Source organism: Nonomuraea lactucae (genome assembly GCF_003313395.1).
GTDB lineage: Bacteria > Actinomycetota > Actinomycetes > Streptosporangiales > Streptosporangiaceae > Nonomuraea > Nonomuraea lactucae.
In genome coordinates this window covers 1-7,069 of record NZ_QNFZ01000882.1, presented here as the reverse complement: position 1 = coordinate 7,069, position 7,069 = coordinate 1, and the positions used below count along the sequence as shown (strand labels likewise).

The 7,069-nt window shown below is 71.2% G+C and carries 9 protein-coding genes and 1 pseudogene; 4 read left to right on the top strand and 6 right to left on the bottom strand.

The annotated features are described in order from the left end of the window. From DQW85_RS30490 to DQW85_RS48320, 5 genes and pseudogenes are all read right to left on the bottom strand, one after another. Positions 1-217 (bottom strand): hypothetical protein (locus DQW85_RS30490; protein ID WP_162795503.1); only part of this gene is annotated, 217 nt, incomplete at its 3' end. A gap of 6 nt (positions 218-223) precedes the next feature. After that, positions 224-1,045, bottom strand: coding sequence for a phosphotransferase (locus tag DQW85_RS30485; protein WP_113703266.1), 822 nt, complete (start codon positions 1,043-1,045; stop codon positions 224-226). Next, a complete protein-coding gene (locus tag DQW85_RS30480; protein ID WP_240197521.1) occupies positions 1,045-1,290 on the bottom strand; it encodes an AfsR/SARP family transcriptional regulator in 246 nt (81 codons plus the stop codon). Before DQW85_RS30480 ends, DQW85_RS30485 begins: the two co-directional genes overlap by 1 nt. 419 nt (positions 1,291-1,709) lie before the next feature. Next, the gene (locus DQW85_RS30475) at positions 1,710-3,131 is read right to left on the bottom strand and encodes an endo-1,4-beta-xylanase (RefSeq protein ID WP_240197520.1); all 1,422 of its coding nucleotides are present in this window, start codon (positions 3,129-3,131) and stop codon (positions 1,710-1,712) included. A gap of 78 nt (positions 3,132-3,209) precedes the next feature. Continuing rightward, positions 3,210-3,404, bottom strand: a pseudogene (locus DQW85_RS48320) (helix-turn-helix domain-containing protein); the annotation flags it as partial. 258 nt (positions 3,405-3,662) lie between these two features. On the opposite strand from DQW85_RS48320, the gene DQW85_RS30470 reads away from it, so the two are divergent. Further along, a complete protein-coding gene (locus DQW85_RS30470; protein ID WP_162795502.1) occupies positions 3,663-4,034 on the top strand; it encodes a hypothetical protein in 372 nt (123 codons plus the stop codon). A 15-nt stretch (positions 4,035-4,049) separates the two neighbouring features. Continuing rightward, positions 4,050-4,538, top strand: coding sequence for a hypothetical protein (locus DQW85_RS30465; RefSeq protein WP_113703262.1), 489 nt, complete (start codon positions 4,050-4,052; stop codon positions 4,536-4,538). Positions 4,539-4,693: 155 nt separating this feature from the next. Here DQW85_RS30465 and DQW85_RS30460 read toward each other — a convergent pair whose 3' ends face one another. Then, a complete protein-coding gene (locus DQW85_RS30460) occupies positions 4,694-5,938 on the bottom strand; it encodes an FAD-dependent oxidoreductase (protein WP_113703261.1) in 1,245 nt (414 codons plus the stop codon). Between the two features lie 78 nt (positions 5,939-6,016). Here DQW85_RS30460 and DQW85_RS30455 point away from each other — a divergent pair, with 78 nt between their 5' ends. After that, the gene (locus DQW85_RS30455) at positions 6,017-6,625 is read left to right on the top strand and encodes a TetR/AcrR family transcriptional regulator (protein ID WP_113703260.1); all 609 of its coding nucleotides are present in this window, start codon (positions 6,017-6,019) and stop codon (positions 6,623-6,625) included. 49 nt (positions 6,626-6,674) lie between these two features. Beyond that, positions 6,675-7,069, top strand: a 395-nt coding sequence (locus tag DQW85_RS30450; RefSeq protein WP_162795501.1) for a TetR/AcrR family transcriptional regulator, incomplete at its 3' end; no start/stop codon positions are given.

The window sequence follows — 7,069 nt, the reverse complement described above, 5'->3', positions numbered from 1 at the left end:
CGCCGGCGCGCCCGGGATGGCGCACCCGCCGGTCCGCCAGCGCGGCGGACGCGCGACGCAGGCATTCGGCGGCAGAGCCGCGGTCCGACCAGCCGCCGTCGCCGGCGAGCCGGCAGTGGACGCGATGGTAGACCAGGCGGATCAGCTCATCACGGTCGTTCGTCGAGGCTTCCGCGCAGGCCAGGGCGAACCTGGCGGAAAGACCGGACCTCGGCATGGTGATCTACCCCCGTGGGTCGGTGAGCGTGTGCCAGCGATCGGGCCGCCGGACCAGCGTGCTCCCGATCTGGACCATCAGGGCCGTCGCCCGGTCCAGCGGCCCGGTCGCCGACCGCGTGAGCGCGCGCGACAACAGCGACACGCCGGTCAGCGACGCCAGCAGCGGCGTGTCCCGCGCCCGGCCACCGGCTGCGGCGTATCCGGCCATCACTGATCGGAGATCCGTCCTGGCGGCGCGCAGTGCGACATTGACGTCGGTGCGGACGGTGGCGCTGTCGCGGGCGGCCGGAGTGGCCGCCGCCAGCCGCCCGGCCAGAACGGACGCGGCCAGTGCCGCCAGGTCGACCTCCGGCCGACCGGTTCCGGTGGCCTCCCAGTCGATGAGCTGCGGGACACCGTCCCGCACGCAGAAGTTGTCGGCCCGGGCGGCGCCGTGACACCAGGCCCGCCCGAATCGGGCGGCCCGTAGGACGTCGCCCACCAGGTCGGCGAGCTCCGGATCGCGGTGCAGGTCGGCCAGCACTCTGCGCTGGTCGGGAGACATCCCCAGGTACGTGGCGAAATCGACCGGCTCGGTCGCCGGGACCTCCAACTCGACCACCCGGTTCACCGGACACGGCCAGGCATGGAGCCGGGCCAGCACGCCTCCCGCGGCGGCGGGCAGCTCCGGCCCGTCGGCTACGAGGTCGTGCAGCCGAGGGCCGGGCACGAACTCGAGCACCGGCCGACCGCCGCGGACGGCCTCCACCCGCGGGGACAGCGGCACGCCGGACGGGCCCGTCACCAGTGACGCCACCTGGGCGGCTTCGACCTCGTACGCGCTCATCAGGCGATCAGCCGGTCACCGGCGAGGACGGCCCGCTGGATCTGGCTCAGCCGTGGGCCCGGATCCACACCGAGGTCGTCCTGCAGACTGGCTCGGGCGCGCTGGAAGACCTCAAGCGCCTCCTGCCGGCGACCAGCGGCGTGGAGGGCGCCCATGAGACGCCTCTGCGCCGCGGTCAGCCGTGGACCGCACGGGATGTCCTCGGTCGCGACGACGTTGCCGCGTTCGATGACCAGCAGCGCCATCACGAGCTTTATCTGTGGTCCGGTGGAGTCCGGCCGCTCTCCGTCCATCGTCAGCGGTCCCAGAGCCCCGAAGCGTATGGAAGGTCGACACACCGTGACATTGCCTCCCCCGGCGAGCACTTCACGTCACTCAGGAACGTCAAATCCCTTACGGCGGCATCGGCCAGTCGACCTGGCCGGCCCCGGCTCGGCCCATGGTCCAGCGTGTCCGCCTCACTTGGCACGCACATCCTGGCTCGGGTCACTGCTCACGTGACAGCTCAGACGTTGATCGATCCCTGTCCATTCGTGATCGTGTGGCCTGTCCGGCGGGCGTCCTCTGGCATGAGCGTTCCCCTCGCCCAGTTCTGCCTGGACACCGGTGTCCGGGTTGTTCGTCCGTGAGAACACCGTTCGAGACCGGATGCAGCGGATCGAGGTCAGTGAAGGAGCTCCACGAGCACCGGTTCCTCGGTGATCCGAATGCCGTCACCCGCTCTGACGGCCGTCGCGCTGCCGTCCAGGCGGCGTACGGTCTTGGAGCCGCCCATCGCGAGCGTCGCCGTGCCGGTGTCCGTCCACACGACCGCCGCTCCGTGGTGTCGGCCGGGCTCGTCGATGGTGAACTCGCACCGCCAGACGTTTGCCGGCAGCCTGGCCGCCTGGCCGTGGCCGCAGGAATGGCCGCGCGCATGCGCCAGCCAGCGCTGCAACTGCTCGACGGCCCGTGCGGCGGCGGTAGGGGGGCGGCCTTCGGCCTGCAGCACGATGGGGATCTTGGCGCCGCCCCAGTTGTAGAAGTACATCCGTTCCACGTTCAGTTGGCGCGCGTACAGGCCGGTCAGGTAGAAGCGGACCGCGTAGTCGCGGGCCTTGGGGCCCTCCAGGGTGCCCTGTAGAGGGATGTCGTACGTCGTGCCGGTACTCCACAGCCGGGGGTGGACACCGGCCCGGTGGAACGCGTCGTCGGCGGTCGCCGCGAGCTGGAGCATGGTCTCCGGAGGGTCGGCCGCCGTGCGCTGGTGCAGCTTGATGCCCGCCACGTCGCAGTGGTCGTACCCGCCGAGCTCGGCGAACCGGCGCAACAGGGCACGCCCTTCCGCGCTCCACAGCCGGCCCATGCCGGGGCACACCAGCAGCGCGCCGGGGTCCACCTTCCGGATGATGCGGCTGGCCCGGCGCGTCATCGCGATCAGGGTCTCCATGCTCCCGCTGTAGAAGCGGCGGTCATTGGCGAGAACCCACAGCTCGTACGCTTCGACGCGGCCCCGGTAGCGCTCAGCCAGCGCGGTCACGAAGCGGTCCCAGTCGTCCAGCCGGTCCGGCGGCGAGGTCCGCGAACCGCCCGGATAGGGACCGGCGGGCCCGGCGGGGCTGGCCCAGCGTGGCGTGCCCCCCATCACGAACAGGGCCGGCAGCCCGGCCCGGCGAGCCCCGTTCACCAACCGGTCCAGGTTCGACCAGTCGAACTCGCCACGGTTCGGCTGAATGTCGGCCCATTTCGTGCTGCTGTCCCACATGCGTACCGCGCCCACTCGGAACTCCGGCATAGCGCCGGTCGAGCTGTTGAGCGTGACCCCGAACAGCGTGGTCTGGACGGGAGCGGCCGGCATCGTCCAGCCGCCGAAGTCGGCGAGCGCGCGCGATATGGACGACTGCGGCAGGCGAAGGGGCACGGCCTGGTGCTCGAACACCGGAGTCACCGAGACCAGCACGCCGACGACCGCCAGGAGGGCGGTCTTCCACGCGGCCGGGAACCGGTGCGGCCGACGCCGCCGGACGGCCTCGACACCCGGCGGCGGCGCCCCGGCACCGTCCGTAGGAGAGTCGGCGTCGCGGACCATGGCCGGGACACCGGACACCGGAATCTCCTGGGATTCTCCCGGAGTGTCCGGCGCGAGGAGAACGGCTGCTTCCCACAGCCGATAAAGGCGAGCCATCTCCTCTGGCCGCGCGCCGCAGACGCGGGCGATGCGTTCGATAATCGCGAATTCCGGCGGCACCGAGTGGCCCGCGCAATAGCGATGGACCGTGGATTTGCTGGCGTTTACCATCCGGCCGATCGACTGGTAACTGCGTCCGCTGCGTTCCTTCAGCTGGGTCAGTAAGTCACCCACCGTCTCGGATGTTGCCATGCCCGCACCTTCGCTCTCGGGGACCCGTGGCGGCATCGCCGAAGAGAGGCTACCCCATGCGGTCGGCCGTCCCAAGGGCACGCGTTTCCGCAGGCAGAGGGGCATTCAGTGTCCCAGGCGTCCCGGATCGGGCACCGCGTGTTGCGTTCCGGGCCACCGGCTGAGCACGCTGTGCACGGGCACGGTCCTCCTGCCGTCGCCCCGTCCACGCCGTACGGCGAGGGCGCTGATAACCAGCGAGATCCACGGAGGAATTTCATGGGTTCACCACGCACAAAAGCCCGTGCGGTGCTCGGGCTGGTCGCCACACTATCGTTCGCTTTCTCCGGCCTCGCGTACGCCGGCCCGGCGGTGGCCGAGCCGAATCCGTGCCTCGGACGCAGCGACGGTGGCAGCGGTGGCGACTACTACGACGGCATCTCCGCGGACCACCAGTGGAGCATCCGGCGGATCTACGGCACCTGGTACAACTGCTCCGGCGGCACGGGGCCGGACCGCGTCCAGATCGTCGTGTCAACCGACACCGACGGGCCTTGCATCACGGTCCCGTACGGGACCGACGGATTCAGCACCTTTACCCGCAAGTACAAGGTGTGGTCGCCGCACTTCGACGGATGGAAGCGCTGCTGACCACTGGACCGTGCGGTGCTCATCGACGAAACCACGGAGGACTTCATGAAAGCCGGTAGACGCCGCGCTCTCGCGGTGCCGCTGACGGGGGCCATCGCACTCGCGACTCTCGGCCTCGGCGCCCCTGCGCATGCGGCCGACTCATCGTCCGCGGCCGGCTTATCGTCCGCGGCCGGCTCGTGCGAGGGCACTCCCTCCTTCGACGTGTCCGCGGTGCTGGGCGAGCCGTACAGCTTCACGGACGGATCTCGCACCAGAGTGATCCACAAGCAATGGCGCAGAACCGACAAGAACTTCGCGTCCGTCGAAACCGACCGCGCCGGTACCACCATCACGCTTCATCGCAGTGATGGCCGGCAGTGCGGGCCGAGCACCGTCAGGTGGTCGAGCGGGTTGAACGCCTACACGGCGAGTGTCGGAACCCTGTCGAACCCCGGCCATGGCGTCTGGGTGTGCATCAACTATCCGGGCGGGGGCCGCTGCGGGGCGACGAAGTGGGAATGACGCTCACGGCCGTCCCGTAACAGTGGGAGAGCGGAACGAGGGGCGCGCAGGAGCCGGCACACCCACGCGCAGCTCCGACCGGCTCCTGCGCACCACCGCCCTCCGCGTGCTGGGGCCGGTCAGGCCGTAGCGGGCGAGTCACCGCCGAACACCGGCTAGTGCGGCCGGTTCGGCTCGCGCGGCTGGAGCTCGTGTGGCCGGTTCGGCTCGTGCGGCTGGAGCTCGTGCGGCCGATGCGGCTCGCTCGGCTCCGTGGCCGTCCCCGGCCGCCAGTCCAGGTCGTAGCCGTACAGCCAGGCCGTGGCCCGCTCGTAGAAGAAGCGGAAGAAGACCGGCATGATCAGGCCGCTGATCCAGCGCCCCGCCGGGCCCGCGGTCTTGGCGTCGCGGTTGTCGCGTGCCGCCTTCGCCATCTTGGCCACGCGGGCGCGGCGGGCCCGGTCGTAGGCGGTCAGCGCGGCCGGCGTCGTCGCCGATCGTTCCAGTTCGCGCGCCAGTACGACGGCGTCCTCAAGAGCCATGGACGCGCCCTGTCCGGCGCCGACCGGGTGGGCGGCGTCGCCCATCAGGACGATCCGGTCGGCGTGCCAGGTCGGCACCTCGTCCAGGATGTGCCCGAGCGTCGGGCGATGGGTACGGGTGGTCGCCGCGAGGATGGCCGAGGGCAGCCGCTCGAAGCGGAAGATCTCGGCCAGCCCGTCCACGGTCACCCCGGCCAGGTCCGGCTGGACCGGGTCGGCCACCTCCGCGGCCCACCACACGGTGCCGTCGGGTGCGGGGATGCAGATGAAGGCTCCTCCCCGGGCGAAGACCATGTTGAAGCATCCCGGCTCCAGTTCCGGACCTTCGGCGACGCCGGAGACGTGATAGGTCCCCGCATAGGCCGGGACCGGTGCCGCCGGGTCGAGGACCGTCCGGGTGCGCGACCAGATGCCGTCGGCTCCGACCAGCAGGTCGGCGTCCGCCGTCCGGCCGCCGGCGAGCCGGACACGTACGCCGTCGCCGGTGTCGTCCGCCTCGGCGAGCCGCTCGCCGGTGACGACGCGCGCCCCCGACCGCAGGGCCTCGGCACGCAGAACCCGCACCAGGTCGGCGCGCATGAGGGTGACGCTGTGCAGGTCGTCGCCGGACAGCCGGCCCCGGGGCACGTCCCCGAGCAGCCTGCCGGAACCGGCCCACATCCTCTGCCGCGCCACGGTGAAGCCGGCTTCCCGGACGGGCGCGAGGCAGCCCAGCGCGTCCAGTGCGCGCAACCCGTTGCCGGCCAGGCTCAGGAACGAGCCGACGGGCCCGTCCGGTTCCTCGTACGCCTCGTAGACGGTGACGTCGGCACCGATCCGCCGCAGCGCGATCGCGCCGGCGGCTCCCGCGACTCCTCCACCCACCACGACGACCTTCATACTGAACCTACTTTCACTGAATGTATATTCGGCGAATTCGGGTTCAGTATGATGTCGGTGACGGATGGAGGTCAAGGCATGGGCGTGCGCAAGGCGAAGGCGGCCGAGACGGAGGCGGCGCTCAAGGACGCGGCCAAACGGCTGTTCGCCGAACGCGGCTACCTCAACACCAAGATCGGCGACATCACGGCCGCCGCCGGGCGCGCGACCGGGTCCTTCTACGAGCACTTCGCCGGCAAGGAAGCGTTGCTGCAGGCGCTGCTCGATGACATGAACGCGCAGGCCGACGCCGAGATCGCGGCCGGTGACCACCCGGGCGACCACGACCTCACCGACCCCGTCCAGCTGCGCGAGCACCTGGCGATCAGCTGGAACGTCTTCCGCGACCATCTCCCGGTCATGGTCGCGCTGGTCCAGTCCGCCATGACCGAACCTCTCGACTCCGGCCGCGCCTGGCGGATGCTGGCCGAGGAGACCGGCACGCTCCGTGAGCACCTGGAATGGCTGCGGGAGCGCGGTCACCGGCTTCCCGGCGACCCCCAGCTCGTCGCCGCCGCCATGGGGGCGATGCTCTCCATGCTCGGCTACGCCGTCCTCACGGCCGGCGAGCACCGGCCCGCGCCGGGTGACGACGAGGTCGTCGACACCCTCACCACCCTCCTCCTCCACGGGCTCGCCGGGCCCTGACGCGGGGTCGCCCGATTTACGAAACGGGTCGTCCCGTAAGGTAATCAGCATGACAACCTCGCGAGCTCCTTCCGGCCGTCCGCGTGACCGGCGCACGCACGAAGCGATCCTCCGGGCCGCCGAAGAGCTGATCATGGAGGTGGGGTACGCCGGCACCTCCGTCAGCGGCATCGCCTCCCGGGCCGGGGTGGGCAAGGACGCCGTCTACCGACGCTGGCAGGGCAAGCCGGAGCTGGTCTACGAGGCGCTGTTCAGCTCGGTCGACACCGGCCCGGTGCCCGACACCGGCACACTCGCCGGTGATCTCACCGAGCTCACCCAGGCGCTGGTCGACGAGTTCGCCGCCCCGGCGGGCGCAGCCGCGCTGCCCGGGCTGCTGGCCGACTTCGCCGCCGACCCCGCCCTGCGGGCCCGGCTGCGGTCGGGCTTCCTGGCCCCGGCCAG